The sequence below is a fragment of the Streptosporangium brasiliense genome, assembly GCF_030811595.1.
In the GTDB taxonomy this organism is placed as follows: domain Bacteria; phylum Actinomycetota; class Actinomycetes; order Streptosporangiales; family Streptosporangiaceae; genus Streptosporangium; species Streptosporangium brasiliense.
In genome coordinates, this window is the sequence record NZ_JAUSRB010000002.1 from 2,443,641 (window position 1) to 2,459,391 (window position 15,751).

The 15,751-nt window shown below is 71.6% G+C and carries 15 protein-coding genes; 8 read left to right on the forward strand and 7 right to left on the reverse strand.

The genetic code is table 11. The annotated features are described in order from the left end of the window. The first annotated feature begins 10 nt into the window (after positions 1-10). Genes J2S55_RS19950 through J2S55_RS19980 form a run of 7 tightly spaced genes read left to right on the forward strand, consistent with a single transcriptional unit; the run spans position 11 to position 7,946 of the window. The gene (locus tag J2S55_RS19950; RefSeq protein ID WP_306863139.1) at positions 11-439 is read left to right on the forward strand and encodes a Rossmann-fold NAD(P)-binding domain-containing protein; all 429 of its coding nucleotides are present in this window, start codon (positions 11-13) and stop codon (positions 437-439) included. Beyond that, positions 433-1,593, forward strand: a complete 1,161-nt coding sequence (locus J2S55_RS19955) for an adenosylhomocysteinase (protein WP_306863141.1) — start codon at positions 433-435, stop codon at positions 1,591-1,593. Before J2S55_RS19950 ends, J2S55_RS19955 begins: the two co-directional genes overlap by 7 nt. Continuing rightward, complete coding sequence (locus tag J2S55_RS19960; protein WP_306863144.1) at positions 1,590-3,269, forward strand: ABC transporter ATP-binding protein; 1,680 nt, start codon at positions 1,590-1,592, stop codon at positions 3,267-3,269. The genes J2S55_RS19955 and J2S55_RS19960 overlap by 4 nt, the downstream gene beginning before the upstream one ends. Beyond that, positions 3,266-3,829, forward strand: a complete 564-nt coding sequence (locus tag J2S55_RS19965; RefSeq protein ID WP_306863147.1) for an ECF transporter S component — start codon at positions 3,266-3,268, stop codon at positions 3,827-3,829. The genes J2S55_RS19960 and J2S55_RS19965 overlap by 4 nt, the downstream gene beginning before the upstream one ends. A gap of 3 nt (positions 3,830-3,832) precedes the next feature. After that, entirely contained in the window at positions 3,833-4,651 is an 819-nt protein-coding gene (locus tag J2S55_RS19970) for an energy-coupling factor transporter transmembrane component T family protein (RefSeq protein ID WP_306863150.1), read from the forward strand. Beyond that, the gene (locus tag J2S55_RS19975) at positions 4,648-5,973 is read left to right on the forward strand and encodes an amidohydrolase family protein (RefSeq protein ID WP_306863152.1); all 1,326 of its coding nucleotides are present in this window, start codon (positions 4,648-4,650) and stop codon (positions 5,971-5,973) included. The genes J2S55_RS19970 and J2S55_RS19975 overlap by 4 nt, the downstream gene beginning before the upstream one ends. A gap of 59 nt (positions 5,974-6,032) precedes the next feature. Beyond that, on the forward strand, positions 6,033-7,946 hold the full coding sequence (locus tag J2S55_RS19980) for a sensor histidine kinase (RefSeq protein ID WP_306863154.1): 1,914 nt from the start codon (positions 6,033-6,035) through the stop codon (positions 7,944-7,946). Here the strand turns inward: J2S55_RS19980 and J2S55_RS19985 are convergent. From J2S55_RS19985 to J2S55_RS20000, 4 genes are all read right to left on the reverse strand, one after another. Beyond that, positions 7,879-9,285 (reverse strand): hypothetical protein, encoded by a 1,407-nt coding sequence (locus J2S55_RS19985; RefSeq protein ID WP_306863156.1) that lies wholly within the window; start codon positions 9,283-9,285, stop codon positions 7,879-7,881. The genes J2S55_RS19980 and J2S55_RS19985 overlap by 68 nt on opposite strands. Before the next feature lie 448 nt (positions 9,286-9,733). Further along, positions 9,734-10,645 (reverse strand): hypothetical protein, encoded by a 912-nt coding sequence (locus J2S55_RS19990; protein ID WP_306863157.1) that lies wholly within the window; start codon positions 10,643-10,645, stop codon positions 9,734-9,736. Further along, complete coding sequence (locus J2S55_RS19995) at positions 10,645-11,196, reverse strand: RNA polymerase sigma factor (protein ID WP_306863160.1); 552 nt, start codon at positions 11,194-11,196, stop codon at positions 10,645-10,647. Before J2S55_RS19995 ends, J2S55_RS19990 begins: the two co-directional genes overlap by 1 nt. A 118-nt stretch (positions 11,197-11,314) precedes the next feature. Further along, on the reverse strand, positions 11,315-11,650 hold the full coding sequence (locus J2S55_RS20000) for an ArsR/SmtB family transcription factor (RefSeq protein WP_306863163.1): 336 nt from the start codon (positions 11,648-11,650) through the stop codon (positions 11,315-11,317). Between the two features lie 104 nt (positions 11,651-11,754). On the opposite strand from J2S55_RS20000, the gene J2S55_RS20005 reads away from it, so the two are divergent. Next, positions 11,755-12,705 (forward strand): MFS transporter, encoded by a 951-nt coding sequence (locus J2S55_RS20005; protein ID WP_306863166.1) that lies wholly within the window; start codon positions 11,755-11,757, stop codon positions 12,703-12,705. Positions 12,706-13,686: 981 nt separating this feature from the next. Here J2S55_RS20005 and J2S55_RS20010 read toward each other — a convergent pair. The 3 genes from J2S55_RS20010 to J2S55_RS20020 form a co-directional block, all read right to left on the reverse strand. Then, positions 13,687-13,974, reverse strand: a complete 288-nt coding sequence (locus J2S55_RS20010; RefSeq protein ID WP_306863169.1) for a hypothetical protein — start codon at positions 13,972-13,974, stop codon at positions 13,687-13,689. Then, on the reverse strand, positions 13,971-14,357 hold the full coding sequence (locus tag J2S55_RS20015) for a hypothetical protein (RefSeq protein ID WP_306863172.1): 387 nt from the start codon (positions 14,355-14,357) through the stop codon (positions 13,971-13,973). The genes J2S55_RS20010 and J2S55_RS20015 overlap by 4 nt, the downstream gene beginning before the upstream one ends. 132 nt (positions 14,358-14,489) lie before the next feature. Continuing rightward, positions 14,490-15,710 (reverse strand): helix-turn-helix domain-containing protein, encoded by a 1,221-nt coding sequence (locus J2S55_RS20020; RefSeq protein ID WP_306863174.1) that lies wholly within the window; start codon positions 15,708-15,710, stop codon positions 14,490-14,492. Between the last annotated feature and the right edge of the window lie 41 nt (positions 15,711-15,751).

The window sequence follows — 15,751 nt, forward strand, 5'->3', positions numbered from 1 at the left end:
ATGAGGGGTCATGAACAACGGACATCGCCGGGCTCAGGCCGCGGTCCAGACCATCCTCCGGCTCACCAACCTGTTGATGGCGGGCAAGCGCGTGGCGGTCATCGGTCACGAGCCGGAGCTGGCCGCCTGCCTGCGGGCGATGGGCGCCCAGACCCTCCTGACCGACCCGGCGGCGGCGCTCCTGGGCCACCGGGTGCTCGCCGAGGAGGACGCGGTGGCGGTCGCCGACCTGGTGATCGGGGCGACCGAGGCGCACCTGCCCCTCCTGCGGGACGGGGCGATCCTGGCCTGCGCCGGGCCCCGGACCGGCGTGGACGGCCGCCCGGCCGGGGCGGCCGGCGTCCTGGCGGGTATGCCGGGGACGCGGGTCCGCGACGGGATCACCGGTTACCGGCTCGGCCCGGACCGCGAGGTGTTCGTGCTGGACATGGCGTGCTAGCCGACATCAGGGACGCCTCGCTCCAGGCACGCGGGCTGGAGCGGATCGCCTGGGCACGCCGGTCCATGCCGGTGCTGAACGCGATCGCCGGCGAGCTCGACCTGACCGGGCGCCGGGTCGGCCTGGTGCTCGTGCTGGAGCCCAAGACCGCGAACCTGGCGCTGACGCTCAGGGACGCCGGGGCCGAGGTGATCGTGACCTGCCCGGCGAGCGAGGTCGCCGACGACGTGGCGGCGGCCCTCGTCTCCGAGGGCGTCGCCGTGCTCGCCCGCTCCGACGCCTCGCCGGAGCAGGACCGGGACTCCGCGCTGCGCATGCTCCGTCAGGGGCTCGACGTGCTGGCCGACGACGGCTCAAGGGTCGTACGGCTGGCGCACGCCGCCGATCTCCTGGGAGGGCTGCTCGGGGCGGCCGAGGAGACGACCAGCGGCCTGCACCCGCTCCGGGTCATGGCCGGCCGGGGCGAGCTGCGGATCCCCGTGCTGGCCGTGAACGACGCCCGCTCGAAATACCTGTTCGACAACGTGCACGGGACCGGGCAGTCCTGCGTGCTGGCCGCCCTGGACCTGACCGGGCTCCAGCTCGCCGGCGCCGTCTGCGTGGTCGCGGGCTACGGCTACGTCGGCCAGGGCGTGGCCCGCTACGCCAGGGCGTTCGGCGCCCGGGTCGTCGTGACGGAGGTGGAGCCGTTCGCGGCACTGCGCGCCCACCACGAGGGCTTCGAGGTCGTCCCGCTCCTCGACGCCTGCCCGGAGGCCGACCTGGTGTTCTCCGCGACCGGCGTCGCGCACACGGTCACCCGCGAGCACCTGCGCGCCATGCGGCCCGGCGCCGTGGTGGCCGTCGCCGGGGGTGTGCCGGACGAGGTCGAGACCGGCGACGTGCCGCCCGGCGTCACCGTGCTGGCCGAGGGGGAGTGCGTGAACTGCGCGGCGGCCGAGGGCAACCCGATCGAGATCATGGACCTCTCGCTGTCGGTGCAGGCGCTCGCCGTGGAGCACCTGGTCACCCACGGCCCGGCGATGGAGCCCGCCGTCCACCTCATGCCCGGCGAGCTGGACGAGCGGGTCGCCCGGCTCAAGCTGCGCGCGCTGGGGATCGGTCTCGACACGCCGTCCGCGCGCCAGCGCGACTTCCTGGAAAGAGGATTGTGATCATCGAGCTGCGGGGCGCCTCGGTCCGCTACCAGACCACCGGGCGGCAGGTGCTCGCCGGAGTCGACCTCGCCGTGGGCCCCGGCGACCTCGCGCTGGTCAGCGGCCCCTCCGGCGGCGGCAAGAGCACCCTGCTCCGGCTGCTCAACGGGCTCGTCCCGCACGCCTACCGCACCGAGGTGACCGGTGAGGTCCTGGTCGGTGGGCGGCCGGTGGCCGAGCAGAGCGTCAGGCAGCTGTCCACCATCGTCGGCACCCTGCTCCAGGACCCCCGCAAGCAGATCGTCGGCACCACCGTGGACGCCGAGCTGGCCTTCGGACCGGAGAACCTGGGCCTGCCCCGGGCCGAGATCCGCCGCCGGATCGGCGAGGTGGCCGACCGGGTGGGCATCCGGCACCTGCTCGGCAGGGCCACCGCCGAGCTGAGCGGCGGCGAGCTGCAGCTGGTCGCCTTCGCCGGCGTGCTGGTGATGCGGCCCCGGGCCGTCCTGGTGGACGAGCCGCTGGCCAACCTCGACCTGGCGGCGGGCCTGCGGCTCATGCGCGAGCTGCGCCGCTTCGTCGACGAGGGCGGGGCCGCCGTGGTCGTCGAGCACCGGGTCGAGGAGATCCTGCGGTTCGCGCCCACCCAGGTCCTCTACCTGGAGGGCGGGCGGAGCGGCTACGCCGGGGACGTGGCCGGTTTCCTGGCCTCGGCGCCGGTGGCCCACGTGAAGCTGCCCTTCGAGACGCTGGTGGCCCGCGCCGCCGAACTGCCCGACGCGCCCGCCGGTCTCACGCGGCCCGGCCACGCCGCCGAGCCGCCCGCCGCGCGGCCCGGCGGGCCCGCCGTACGGGACGGCCGGGACACGGCCGCGAGGCTGGACTACCGGGGGGCCTCGCTGGGGTACGGCGGGCGGGCCGTGCTGAACGGGGTGGACCTGGCGCTCGGAGGCGGCGAGCGGGTCGCGGTCCTCGGGCGGAACGGGGCGGGCAAGTCCACCCTGCTGCGCGCCGCCGTACGGCTCCTCGAACCGCTGCGCGGCACCGTCCACGTGGACGGCGCGCCGGTCACCGAGCGCTCGACCAGGGAGCTGGCCACCACCTTCGGATACGTCTTCCAGAACCCCGGCCAGGCGCTGTTCTGCGCGACCGTCGGCGACGAGCTGGCCTTCGGCCCGCGCAACCTCGGCCGGCCGGAGGAGGAGATCCGGCGGGTCTCGGAGGAGGCGCTGCGCGCGATGCTCCTCGACGACGAGGCCGACGTCATGGAGCGCTCGCCGCGCACGCTCTCCTTCGGCCAGCAGCGCCGCCTCACCGTCGCCCTGGCCCTGGCCATGCGGCCCCGCACCCTCATCCTCGACGAGCCCACCGCCGGCCAGGACCTGCACACCACCACGCGGTTCATGACCCAGGTCCTGGGCGCCGTCGAGAGCGTCTACTTCATCACCCACGACGTCGACCTGGCGCTGACCTCGGCCGACCGGATCGTCGTCGTCGACGGGGGACGGGTCGTCGCCGACGCGCCGCCCGCCGAACTGGCCCACGACGCGGACATCTGGTCCCGCGCGGGGCTCCGGCAGACCAGCCTGGTCCGGGCGATCCGCGACCACGTCCATGGCGCGGGAGGGATACCCCACCCGTTCGACCTCGCGCGCCGCCTCATCCCCCACCCGGAAGGAATCCCCCCTTCGTGAGTACAGAGGCATTGTCACCGCGCCACTCCCCGTGGAGGCTCAACTCCAGGACGATCGTGTTCGGCGCCGTCGGCGCGGCTCTGTACGCCGTGCTCGGCCTGTTCAGCTTCGTCATCCCCGGGACCCAGAGCGTCGCCGTCCGTCCCGCGTTCGCGCTGGTGCCGTTCTTCGGCAAGCGCTTCGGCGTGATCGCCGGCTTCTTCGTCGGCTGCGTGGGCAACATCGTCATCGACCTCATCCAGGGGGCGGGCCTGCTCTGGTGGAACTGGAGCGTCGCCAACGGCCTGGTCGGCGCGCTCGCCGCGCTGATCTTCACAGTGATCCCGCCGATCTCCAACGAGACCGTCCGGCACCTGGTCACCGCGCTCGGGGCGCTCCTCGCGACGGCGGTCGGCCTGCTCTTCGTGGTCACCGACATCTGGCTCCTGGGGGTCGACTTCGAGACCTTCGTCTTCATCAACTACCTGCCGGCGCTGCTGGCCAACGGCATCGCGGTCGTCATCCTCGTCCCGGCGCTGGACGCCGCCTGGGAGCCGCTGGCCAAGAGGGCGGGCCTGTAAGCGATGGACGTCACGCCACGTTATCTGGGGGCGGGTTCCTTCCTCGCGCGCCGTGACCCGCGCGTGCTCCTGCTGGTCCCCGTGCTCTATCTCGTGGCGGTGGTGAACGTCGCCGACCTGCGGGGCATCATCCTGTGCGCCGTGGTCGCCCTGGTGTACTACCGCGCCGCGGGCATCCCGTGGCGCGGTGTCAGGGCGAACTGGATCTTCATGCTGACCTTCACGACGGTGCTGGTGGTGGTCAACAGCGTCTTCACCGCGACGGATGCCCGTTCGGGGGACGGGGAGACGCTGTTCACCATCCCGCTCGCCGGGACGGAGATCACCTGGGCCGGCCTGTCGTACGCGCTGACCCTGCTGGTCCGCTACGTCTCCCTGGCGATGGTCAGCTTCCCGGTGGCCTTCGACATCGCCCCCTCCGACTTCGGCACCGCCTTCGCGCGGCTGCGCCTGTCGCAGCGCCTCGCCTACGGCGTGGACCTGACCTTCCGGTTCCTGCCGTCCACGGTCGCCTCGATGCGCGAGACCATCGACGCCCAGCGGGTCCGCGGCTACGAGCACAGCCGCAGCCGCAACCCGTTCAGGAAACTCGCCTCGCTGAAGCCCGTCGTCGTCCCGGTGACGGTGAACGCGCTGATCGACGCCGAGGACACCGCCAACGCCATGGACCTGCGCGGCTTCGGCGCCAAGCACCGCACCTGGATGCGCGAGCTCGGCTTCGGCCGCACCGACTACCTGGTCATGGGCGGCTTCCTGGCGCTCGCCGCGGCGATGACCGCCGCCAAGGTCTTCGGCCCGTTCGGCGAGGTGTGGACGCCGTGACCCGCCCCGCCCCGCCGGCGGCGTCCCACCCCGCCCCACCTGCTGCGACCCACTCCGCGCCGCCGACTGTGATCCACTCGGCGCCGCTGGTCCTGCCGGTCAGCGCGCCGCCCGTCCGCGACGGGGCCCTGGCCGTACGGCGGGGCCGCGTCGTCGCGCTCGGCCCGCGCGCGGAGGTCCTGGCCGCGTGGCCGGGCCGGGAGGAGACCCGCTGGCCGGGGACGATCGTCGCCGGGCTGGTCAACGCCCACACCCACCTGCAGTACACGCACATGGCCGAGGTGGGGCAGCGCGTCTACGCCTCCTTCGAGGAGTGGTCCACGGCCTTCGACGAGGTCTACCACGGCTCCGCGATCGACTGGGCGGCCAGTGCCCTCGACGGCGCCCGGCAGGCGCTGCGCGCCGGGACCACCGCGGCGGCCGACGTCGTCACCGACCTCCCCGCGGCCACCGCGCTGCGGGAGGCCGGCCTGGGCGGCCTGCCGTACCTGGAGACGCTCGGCGACACCGACGCGAGCTGGGCGGAGTCGGGGCGGGAGCGGTTCGCGGCCATGCTCGACGCGGCGGGGGTGCCGATGGGCGTCTCCCCGCACGCGCCGTACACGCTGGACACCGGGGCGCTGCGGGAGGTGGCCGGGCTGGCCCGCGCCCGGGGACTGCGCCGGCACATCCATCTGGCCGAGGGCGCGCACGAGCGGGAGTACACGGTCTCGGGCACCGGGCCGCTGGCCCAGATGGTCAGGGAGCTGGAGTTCGACTTCGCCATCCTGCGCGAGGGCGGCACCGGCCTCGGGCCCACCGCGTTCCTGGACGGGCTCGGCGTGCTCGGGCCCGAGTGCCACGTCGCGCACGGCGTCCACCTCGACGCCGCCGACCGCGCCCTGCTCCGCGCGCGCGGCACCGCCGTCGCGCTCTGCCCCCGCTCCAACCGGACGGTCGGCACGCGGGCCCCGGACGTGGCCGCGCTGCTGGCCGAGGGCAACCCCATCGCGGTCGGCACCGACTCCCTGTCCTCCTCGCCGTCGCTGGACCTGCTGGAGGACGTGGCGCTGCTGCGCGATCTCGCGACACGGCAGGGCTACCGGGCCGGTGACCTGGACCGGCGGCTGGTCGAGGCCGCGACGCTGGGCGGGGCCCGAGCCCTGGGGATCGCCGGGGGGCTCGCTCCCGGCGGACCGGCCGACTTCGCGGTCTTCGACGTCTCCCCGGCGCGGGAGCCGTACCGGACGCTGATCGAGGAGGGGCCGGGACGCTGCGTCGCGACGGCCGTCGGAGGCGAGCTGATCTGGGATCAGCGGACAGCGGCCACCGTTGGATGTTAATCTCCGATCTTTCGCACTATTTGTCGGTATTGCGGTCGTCGATATGGCAGGCATGAGTCATGGCAACCCGGACCATTCGCTTCAAGCTGTATGCGTTGCTCAGCCTCCCGATCGTGGCGCTCATCGCACTCTGGACGTTCGTCACCGGCTATCTCGTCGGTGACCTCTTCGAGCTGCGCCAGGCCACCACGCTCTACGACCGGGTGTCGGCGCCCGCCATCGCGTTGACCACCGAGATGCAGAACGAGCGCAAGTTCTCGGCCGCCGCGCTGAGCAAGTCCGGCTCCCAGCCCGAGGAGCTCTCCGAGGTCCGGGAGCGGACGGACAAGGCGGTCAGCGAATTCCGCACGCGGGTCACCTCGCTGGAGGCCACCTCGATCATCGGGCCGGAGCTGGACGCGTCGATCAAGCAGGTCATGGGCGAGGTGGGCAGGCTGCGCGCCATCCGCCGGGACGTCGACGGGCGCGTCTCCAGCCGGCTCCAGGCCGTCCAGGCGTTCAGCCGCATCACCGACACGATCTACCGGCTCCAGGACAAGCTCGTCACCGTGCCGGAGATCGGGCTCTACCAGCAGGCCATCGGGCTCCAGCGGATCGCGCACGCCCGCGACCTCATGTCCAGGGAGGACTCGCTGATCTCCAGCGCCGTCCTCGCCGGCGCGCTGACCCACGACGAGTACGAGGCGATCGAGGTGATCGCGCCGAACCGGTGGCTGCTGTTCAGCGAGGGCATGGCGGTGCTGGACGGTGAGCTGCGCGGCCCCTTCGAGGAGCTTCTCAGCTCCCCCCGCCACGGGCGGATCACCGAGTTCGAAAAGCAGATCATCGAGACTTCGCGGCTCCCCCGGGACCGGGGTTCCTGGCAGGCCGCCGCCGCCGAGGTCGGCGGCGAGATGGACCAGCTCCTGATCACCCGGGCCAAGCTGTTGAACGACCGCGCCGACGACGCCGCGGGCGGCATCATCGCGAAGATCATCATTGCCGGCGGCCTCGGCCTCGCCGCGATCCTGGGCGCGATGATCCTGTCGGCCAGGCTCGGCCGGGGGCTCGCCGAGGAGCTGGGCAGCCTGCGCCTGGCGGCCCTGGACCTGGCCGAGGCGCGGCTGCCGCAGGTCGTCGAGCGGCTCCGCAAGGGCGAGTCCGTGAACGTGGAGACCGAGGCGCCGCCCATCCCCACGACCGGGACCACCCTGGAGATCACCGACGTCGGCCGGGCGTTCTCCACCGTGCAGCGCACGGCCGTCGAGGCCGCCGTGGGCGAGGCCCGGCTCCGCCAGGGGTTCAACCGGGTCTTCCGCAACCTGGCCCGGCGCAACCAGTCGCTGGTCCAGCGCCAGCTCGTCCAGCTCGACTCCATGCAGCGCAAGACCACCCAGCCGGAGGCGCTGGAGGACCTCTACCGGCTGGACCACCTCACCACCCGCATGCGGCGGCAGTCGGAGGGCCTGGTCATCCTCTCCGGAGCCACGGCCGGCCGCACCTGGCGCACCCCTGTCTCCCTGATGGACGTGGTCCGCGCGGCCGTGGCCGAGGTCGAGGACTACCAGCGGATCGTCGTCCCGCCGCTGCCGGAGGCCAGGCTGACCGGCTCCGCCACCGCCGACGTCACCCACCTGCTGGCCGAGCTGCTGGAGAACGCGACCGTCTTCTCGCCGCCGACCACCCCGGTGAACGTCCGGGGGGAGACCGTCGGGCGGGGCTACGTCCTCGAGATCGAGGACCGGGGCCTCGGCCTGCAGGACATGGAGCGCGAGGGGATCAACGAACGTCTCGCCACCCCGCCCGAGTTCGACGTGGCCGACAGCGAGCAGCTCGGCCTGTTCGTGGTGAGCCAGCTCGCCGCCCGCCACGGCATCAAGGTCACCCTGAGCCGTTCCCCCTTCGGGGGGACGACGGCGGTCGTGCTCATCCCGCGGACCGTGCTCGCCGAGCCCGAGACGCAGGAGGCGTCGGCCGTACGAGCTCTCGAATAGCCAGCGCGGCGGCCAGGCAGGCGACCGGGACCACCGGCAGGACGTAGCGATGGTCGAAGTCCAGCACCGCCACCGGGCCCACCAGCAGACCGACCGCGACCGCCCAGGGCAGCAGCACGGTACGGCGCCGCAGCACCGCGCCGGCCGCGCCCAGCAGCAGGATCGCGCCGAGCAGCGGGCCGCGCAGGTAGGCCGGGTACTGGTAGGCGACCAGGAGGTCGGCGTACGGCTCGACCGAGTAGAGACCGCGGATGCCCGGGTCGTACTCCCGCTTCACCTCGTCGATCAGGGGTTGCGCCGGCAGCGACCAGCTCCCGTGCGCGAAGCCGAAGGCCGGGGTGACCCGCCTGGGGTGGGCCACCGGGGTCCAGGCGAAGGCCAGTGAGGTGTCCTTCACCACCTCGCGGAGGTAGTCGAACGGCTGGGCCGCGATGGCGCGCAGCGCGAAGGAGCGGGCGAGCTCGTTGTGGCCGAACCGGTCGCCCGGGAGTCTGTTGAGCGAGGCGCCGGGGGCCCAGACATACTCCGAGGCCGCGTCCACGACCGTCCCGTTGGGGCAGAGTTTCGCCTGGTCCGGCGGCGGTTTGACGACCGAGCAGTCGGCGAAGGTCATCGTGCGCGCCCACAGCGCGACCCCGTCGGCGCCGCTGAGGGCGAACCTGCCGTGGTGGTGGTCGTACCACCCCGCGTAGGCGGCCAGCGGCAGCGTCCCGGCGAGCGCCGTGGCCACCAGGGGCCGCCATCCGACCCGCCGTACGGCCAGCAGGAGCAGGACCAGGACGAGCAGGGGCAGCGCGATCGTCCTGGTGAGCGCGGCCGCCGCGAACAGCAGGCCCGCCCCCGCGGCGGCCCGTGTCGACAGCCCCGGCGACCACATCAGGGCGGTGAGCCCGGCGACGACCAGGAAGACGAACTGCGTGTCCGACAGGACGGCGTGTTCGAGCCGCAGGAACGAGGCGTCGAACAGGACGGGCACGGTGGCGAGCGCCGCGCCCCAGGCGGGCAGCGACCTGCGACGGAGCAGGGCGTAGATCAGCAGCCCGGTCCCGAGGCCCATGGCGTGCTGGACGGCCGCGATCACCTCGACGCTGTGGAAGGGCCACAGGGCCCGCAGCAGGAGCGGGTAGCCGATCGGGTGGAAGGTGGCCGAGGGCCTGAGGTGGACCGCGGTGTCCAGATAGGTGAAGGAGTCGTACCAGTAGAGCTGGGCCGGGCGGTAGCCGAGCATCGTCACCACGCGCAGGGCCGCGGCCAGCGCGAGGACCACGGCGAACAGGCGGTGGCCGCCGAGGGCGCGGCGGGTCCGGGAGGTGGCCGCCGGGTGGAGGTCTGTGAGCACGCCGGATCCGATCGTCGTCGTGGGGGTCGGCGCATGCGGAGGAGAACGCATGGCGTGGAGGGGACCCGCGCGCGGAGGAGAGCACGCGGCGTGGCGGGAGTCGGCGCATGCGGAGGAGAGCACGCGGCGTGGCGGGGGAACGCGCATGCGGAGGAGAGCGCATGGCGCACGGGGCGACTCCGGCGGCCGGGACTCCCCGCTCGCCGCGCTTGGAAGCTCGTGGCGGGTGAGGGGCGACCGCTCAGGTCACGCGGGCCGGAAAGGCGGTCGGAGGGGCGCGGGCGGCGGAGCGTGCCGGGGCCGGAGGCGTGCCGTCAGGGGCGCGGGCCGGACGCGCTCACCGGGTGCCGGGCACGGCCGGGCAGAGGACGCGGCCCGGCCGGGCAGAGGGCACGGCCTGGCCGGGCAGAGGGCACGGCCCGAGGGCGGGGACCCTTGGCGCCCGGGTTCAGGAACCCCTGGGGCAGGAGGCTCTCCTGGGCCGGGGGGCGTCGTTCGCCGTGGGGCCGGCCAGGAGGAGCGCCTCACCCGCCGCGCTCATCACGCCGTCGTGGACGTACCAGCCGCCCGGCATCGAGAATTTCTCGCCCTTCCTGGCGCCGTAGTGGGTGAACTCCGGCTCCACACCGCGTTGCCGGAGCATCGCCCGCACCTTGTCGACGGTCTTGTTGACGTAGTCGACACAGTGGAACGGCTCACCGGGCGTGTCGATGCCGGGCGGCATCGTGTAGCGCTCGCCGGGACGGGCGACACGGCCGAGGAGGATCTCGCCTCTCGCCTTGAAGTCCACCGGGACCCTCAGGCCGATCGGGCAGCCCCCGAACCGGCTGCAGGGCCCCGGAGCCTCGATGGTCCGGATGGAGTCTTGCTCGGGTACGGTCCGTCCCTGCCGGAGCCCCTCGACCCCTCCGCTCATCACGAACATCCGGCCGGCGATGCTCGGAGAGGTCGGTTCGAGCAGGAGCCTGATGTCGAGGCCACGGGCGTTGAGCTCGCGTTCGTACATCTTCGGGTCGGCGTAGAGGTCCTTGACCGTGATGACGTAGTAGCCGCCCGCCCGCTTGATGTCGAGGGAGGCGGAGGCCGGAGCCGTGCCGTAGCCGCCGGGGAGCACCCAGCCCGTGATCATGGCCGCGGCGGCGAGTCCGGCGACCGCCGGCACGCTCAACCACCGGCGGTTCCACCGTCCTTGAGAGCGTCCGCGCGCGGCGGGACGGGCGGAGGTCAGGCGCGGCCACCGCCTCCCGGGCGCGACGGCCGGGACCGCCGTGATCTCGTCGAACAGCTCCCTGGCGCCGGGGGTCATGCCGGGGCCGGGGTCGGGGACGATCCCGGCGACGAGGCGGTCGACGTCGTTCATCACAGCTGTCCCTTCGCCAGCGCGACCGCGCGCGAGCCGTATCTGGCCATGTCGAATCCCCCGGAGTCCAGCTCCCTGGCGAGCCGTCTGCGGGCCCGGTGCAGCCGCAGCCGGGCCGCGCCGCGCGAGCAGCCCAGCACCTTGGCGACCTCCTGGCTGCTCAGCCCCTCCCAGCTGACCAGGGAGAGCAGCTCCCGGTCGTCGGGGCTCAGGCGCATGAAGGCCCGGCGGACGCCGTCGGGATCCTCCTCCACGGTCCTCTCGGCCCAGACGGCCAGCTCCGCGCGGAGCCGTACGGCCAGCGCGGTCCGCCGGTTCTCCTCCCGCCGCCGGTTGGACAGGACCCGCCGGGCCACGCCGTACAGCCAGAGCCGCGCGTCGTGCCCGTCGGGGATGTCGCCCATCCGGCGCCAGGCCGTGGTGAAGGTCTCGGCGATGGCGTCCGCCGCGTCGTCGGGGGAGCCGGTGCGCCGCCGTACGTAGGCGAGGAGATCCGGGTAGTGCGCGTTGTAGATCTCCTCGAAGCGCTGCTTCGGGTCAGGGGGGCCCACGCTGTTGCCTTCCGGAGGGGACTCGTCACCTACACCTGTCCGGACCCGCGCTTCTGTTTCACCCCTTTTTCTGGCTGTCTCACGGTTCTCCGTCGGCTGCCGGGACGGTGGCGGGCGCTCAGCCGGTGGAGGCGGCGTGCCAGGCCGTCCTGCCGAAGGTCTCGTCGGACAGGAGCAGGTCGAGGAGGCCGGGGAAGCGGGTGTCGAGGTCGTCGCGGCGGAGGGTGATGTAGAGCTTGCGGCCGGAGGGGCGCTGCCGGATGACGCCGCTCTCGCGCAGCACCCGCCAGTGGTGGGTGAGGGTCGATTTGGGCACGTCGGGGACTATCGCGCCGCAGAACCTCTCCTCGCCGGAGGACAGGGCCCGCACGATCGACGCCCGGATCGGGTGGCCGAGCGCGGCCAGCACCGCTTCGAGCTGGAACTGCTCGCTGGACGGGTGAAGGGCGGTCATAGGGCGATTGTACGGAAGAGTCGAACTTGACGGCGCGACCTGCTTTGTACGAGTATCCCGAACTGTCCAACTGTTCGTATTTCCCGAACAATGTGAAGGTGGCCATGCCGTCCCCCTCTCCGTCCCAGCCGCTCACCCGGCGCCGCCATGTCGGCCGGACCCTGGCCCTGCTGGCCTTCGCCCAGCTCATCACCTCGCTCGACTTCAACATCGTCTTCGTCGCCCTCCCCGAGATCGGCCGGGACCTCGGCTTCTCCGCCCACACCCTGCAGTGGGTGACCAGCGCGTACGCGGTCACCTACGGAGGCTTCCTGCTGCTCGGCGGACGGGCGGCCGACCTGCTGGGACGCCGGCGCCTGTTCGTCACGGCCCTGCTGCTGTACGCGGTCTCCTCGCTGATCGGCGGGCTCGCCGAGAGCTCCGGCCTGCTGGTCGCAGCCCGTGCGGTGCAGGGGCTCGGCGGTGCGCTGCTCTTCCCCGCCACCCTGTCGCTGGTCAACACCCTCTTCGCCGAAGGCCCCGAACGGAACCGGGCACTGGCGATCTGGAGCGGCGCCGGGGCCAGTGGGCTGTCCCTGGGGGCACTGCTGGGCGGGGTGCTGACCGACTCCTTCGGCTGGGAGGCGGTCTTCTACGTCAACATCCCGCTCGCCGGTGGCGCCGCGCTGCTCGCCTACCCGCTCATCCCCGCCGACGGCGCGCGGCAGCGGGGCCGCAGCTTCGACCTGCCCGGCGCGGTGACCGTCACCGCCGGGGTCACCCTGCTGGCCTTCGCGCTCATCCAGGGCCCCGAGTCCGGCTGGACCTCGCCGGTCATCCTGGTGGGCTTCGCCCTCGCCGCCGTGCTGCTGGCGGCCTTCCTCGTCATCGAGGCCCGCAGCCGTGACCCCCTCATGCCGCTGCGCCTGCTGGGCAACCGCAGCCTGAGCGGATCGATGGCCATCACCCTGCTCTTCGGGGCCACGTTCAACGCCCTGCCGTACTTCCTGACCCTCTACTTGAAGAACATGCCTCCAGGCAAGCTTTTAACGAGATGCAGTTTCAGCCCAGTCTAGGAAGCCCCGACGCTCAGGAGATGAGCCGAGGGGCTTTGACGTGCGTAGGTGGTGTCTCGATGCCCTCGATGCCGCATCGGGAGCGTGATCATCCAGAGACTACGAACCATGATCGGCGACGAGTTTCATTACAGGGTCAAGGCGGCAGCGCTCCGCGCCGCCGCACGGCGGGGCGTGCCCGCCCGCGCCGCGCGGACATCGGGACCGGGCATGCGGCCCTGGCGGCCGGTCCCGGCCCGCGCCCGCGCCACGCGGACGGTCAGACCCCGCCGCCCGCCGCACCAGGCCGCCCGCCGCAGCCAACCGCCGCGCCGACCACCCACGCACTGCCGCAAATCCGTACCGGAAGCAGTCGGGATTGTGATCATCCAGGCAGTCGGCAACGCCCTCACGATCGCCTGATGGTGGCTGATCTCCGTACGGGGTCGGGGGCGATCGACGGTCCGGCGCTTCGTTCCTCAGCACCAGCCCACCGAACATCCGGGGACAGTTCACTCATTGCAGGCCCGCCATATGCCCGCCAGCAGGTTTCTTAGAGCGATCACGAGGACTCACCAGGAGCGGACTACTCATGCTCGTCTATGAGCTATCCAGGATGAGCAAGGGGGTTGTTCCTTGCTTTCCGCCGCTCCGACCACCGGCCCCAACCGCTACGCGGCCCCTTCGGGGTGCTCCGCATTGGCGCCGGCCGCTCCGCTCTCGTCGATGGTGCGCCAGGGACGCTGACGGTTCCTCCCCCGCCCTCGGCTGCCTGACGTGCTCGTATCCCTGAGCGTGTGCCGTCTCCGTCGGTGCACGCTGTGGGGGCAACAGTGCACCAGCGCGTGTGGGGGCACGCTAGGACGGAGTCGAGCCTCAGCCAGGCCACGAGACCGGCCGGTGCCAGGACGGGGGAGGAATGGGCCAGGAGTCACCCGGTTGACTCCTGGCAGGCGTGGCGACGCCGTCCCTCCGGCTGGATTCACGCCGCCACGCCCGTCTCTACCGGGCTCTACCGGACAGCAGTCCCGTCCAGATCGCCCGAGTCTCATTGATCGGCCGGACAGAGGTCTCATGCACCTCAGGCTTACCGTCGAGCTGGACAGTCCGACGGATGAACGCCCGCCCGCCGCCCTCGCACAGCTCGTAGACCGTCGCCCGGCAGAAGCACGTCCAGGCCACCGCACGCGCCCGCTCCAGCACCGGGTACGGCGTGCGCCACTCCAGCCGCACGTGATCACGCTGGAGCATGGCCACGTGCGGGCTCAGGCACTCATCCAGCACCGTCACGACATGCTTTCCGCGATCAGGTCGACCACCTTTTCCGGGTGCTCGCGCCTGACGACCTGCGGCTCAGGGTCGGTGCGTCGGGATACCAGGTAGGAGCCGGAGCGCGGCCCCATGGTCACCGTGACGTCGTAGCCGCCTTGAGAACCGATGACAGCCAGCTCAGGAGGGTGCCGGTCCAGCCAGCATCGGAGAGGCCGGTTGGGCCAGGTGACCTCATCGGCGCGGTTGGCGAAAAGCCCGAGACTGATCGTGTGATGGCACCGGGCGCGGATCCCCCGCTCCTTGAGAAGCCGCTGTACGACGGCCAACGCCTTGTCCTGGCTCTCCGCTGTGGCTTCATCGATTGCCTTTGGAGATTCAGCCGTTGCCGTGTGCTGTGTCACCTGGCCTCCAAGGTCGGAACCATCAGATTCGGGCGGCGAGGACCGTAGTTCTCGCTGCCACAGTGACCTTAGAAATGGTCAAGGGGTCTGGTGTGCACATGTTGTGTACACCAGACCCCTTGACAAGCTGTCCTAGAGGGACATGCGGTTTTCCAGGACCCGCAGGGGCTCCGGAACTCTCCGGTGGACCCGCACAAGCTGACGTACCGTCTCCCTGGCCGAGGGATGGAAGCGCGTCATCTGCGGTGCGGTCCGCTCGGCAGCGATCATACGCTTGAGCGCCTTGTCATGATCGTTAGCCCATAGGTGAGCGCGTGCCATGTCCAACTCGTGGTGCGCCCGGCGCTCGTCGGTGACTTTTTCCCGAGCTAGATCAACTCCTTGGTCCAGCCGTATCGCCTGATCGGAATCACCTAGTTCGACGGCCACCGCACATCCGTGGATAGCGGCATTGCCCGGATTCATCTGCAGACCGTACGGGTCACGCCGATCTCTTGGATTGACCCGTGCCGCCGCCTCAGTCGCGGTCCCGTGATGCTCCCAGGCGTCCGAGACCTTCCCTGCCCGTGCGGCGGCAATGGCCGCGCTGAGATGGAGCGAGCCGAAGACCTCCGTTGACACCGGGTTGTCCTGATCGACTTTGCCCGCAGTCTGTTTGATCATCTTGAGCGCGACGTCCCATGAGCCAAGCGTCATCAGCAGCCGCGCCCGCCCCAGGCTGACCAAGTGAGGTAGGTGAGGATCTTCGGCGCGTTGGGCAGAGACAGATGTCCGTTCCACCACGACCTGTGCCAGGTCGTGGTAGCCGAGGCGACGCGCCAGGGAGCCAGCGAGGCTTTGGGCGCGATTGAGCAGACGCCAGGCACGAGGAGCATCCGACTCCATGACCTGCACGGTGAGCTCTTCCAGGACCGCAGGGAGGAGAGCGCCAAGTCGGATATGCGATGCGGCCTTCTGGAATTTCTGAAGCCTGACGAGCTCCAGAGCCAGTTCATCGAGTGTCCGAGGAGGCATATCCAACTCGGGCGCGACATCTACATAAGCCAAAGCCATCCGGATCGCGGGGATCGTTGCGTGAACGGCATCGCTGCGCTTGTCGGTGCCTCGATACGGCTGGCCGTTGATCTCTGCCGGGTCCACGGAGCAGGCCCGCGCGACAGCGGCGACGAGGGAAGGGGTTGCCGGTTTCGAGCCGGATTCAACCTTGGCGATGAGACTTCGAGAGACGTTCGCCAGCGTGGCCAGGCCCTCTTGGCTGAGGTTGCGGAGCTTCCGTACCCTGGCTATCCGCTGCCCGGTGTGCTCGCTGCGATCGGTGTGCGCCAGGTCAGGATTCCAGTCGTGTCCGGTCATACCGACTCCCCTCGCAGTCGCGCGGCTTCTCCACCATAACT

What these genes read in the sequence shown, in the direction of transcription:
- J2S55_RS19950 (WP_306863139.1), top strand. Translation starts at nt 11, where the DNA reads ATGAACAACGGACATCGCCGGGCTCAGGCCGCGGTCCAGACCATCCTC.
- J2S55_RS19970 (WP_306863150.1), top strand. Translation starts at nt 3,833, where the DNA reads ATGGACGTCACGCCACGTTATCTGGGGGCGGGTTCCTTCCTCGCGCGC.
- J2S55_RS19980 (WP_306863154.1), top strand. Translation starts at nt 6,033, where the DNA reads ATGGCAACCCGGACCATTCGCTTCAAGCTGTATGCGTTGCTCAGCCTC.
- J2S55_RS19990 (WP_306863157.1), bottom strand. Translation starts at nt 10,645, where the DNA reads ATGAACGACGTCGACCGCCTCGTCGCCGGGATCGTCCCCGACCCCGGC.
- J2S55_RS20000 (WP_306863163.1), bottom strand. Translation starts at nt 11,650, where the DNA reads ATGACCGCCCTTCACCCGTCCAGCGAGCAGTTCCAGCTCGAAGCGGTG.
- J2S55_RS20005 (WP_306863166.1), top strand. Translation starts at nt 11,755, where the DNA reads ATGCCGTCCCCCTCTCCGTCCCAGCCGCTCACCCGGCGCCGCCATGTC.
- J2S55_RS20020 (WP_306863174.1), bottom strand. Translation starts at nt 15,710, where the DNA reads ATGACCGGACACGACTGGAATCCTGACCTGGCGCACACCGATCGCAGC.